The sequence below is a fragment of the Pseudoalteromonas rubra genome, from assembly GCF_000967655.1.
GTDB lineage: Bacteria > Pseudomonadota > Gammaproteobacteria > Enterobacterales > Alteromonadaceae > Pseudoalteromonas > Pseudoalteromonas rubra_A.
In genome coordinates this window covers 1-817 of record NZ_JXYA01000110.1, presented here as the reverse complement: position 1 = coordinate 817, position 817 = coordinate 1, and the positions used below count along the sequence as shown (strand labels likewise).

1 protein-coding gene is annotated in these 817 nt (G+C 43.6%); it reads left to right on the top strand.

What is annotated here, in order from left to right; translation table 11 throughout:
- Window positions 1–91 precede the first annotated feature (91 nt).
- On the top strand, window positions 92–817 hold a 726-nt coding region (locus TW77_RS23695), incomplete at its 3' end, for an ISAs1 family transposase (protein WP_046007444.1).

Here is an 817-nt window from a genome sequence, read left to right as displayed (position 1 = left end):
CACGGCGGGATCGCACTTTGTAAAAAGGCTTTAACACCCGCCTTTTTTCTGATCTAATAACGCCCACATTATCACTATCTACTTGTTAACTATGTCGTTATTTAGCCACCTTGAACTTGTTGAAGATAAGCGTTCGCCTATCAATCAACATCATGATCTTACTGATGTTTTGTTTCTTATCATCTCGGCAGTTTTATCCGGTTGTGAAGGCTGGAAAGATATCGAAGTGTTCGGGCACAGTAAACTGCCCTGGCTCAGGCAATTCAGAGCATTTAAGCACGGTATTCCAACGCGACATAGCATTGCACGAATTCTTAAAACAGTGGAGACTGACTCGCTGGTTTTGGCCTTGTTCAGTTGGGTCAACGAACAGCGCTTTCAGTCTGGCAAGCCAATCATTGCGTTTGATGGCAAAACCCTACGCGGTGCCAGTAAAAAACGTGAGGATAACTTACACTTGGTGTCTGCTTTTGACTGTGAGTCTGGTTTAACTTTGTATCAGCGTACAGTAGAAAGTAAATCTAATGAAATACCGGCAGTTAGGGCCTTATTGGATGTGCTCGATATTTCAGATTCTATCGTCACACTAGATGCGCTACATTGTCAGAAAGCGACACTCTCAGCACTGATTTCAAGAGGGGCTGACTATCTGGTTCAGGTCAAAGCAAATCAGAAAACACTATATAAAGCAGTCACTTCATGTTTTGAAGCAGCCTTTGAACAAGAGGAGAATTTGCCTGAGGATGTACAAGTCAGCAATGGTCATGGACGCCAGGAAACACGAATCACTTATGCTCTGAAGGCAGACAAACTGCCT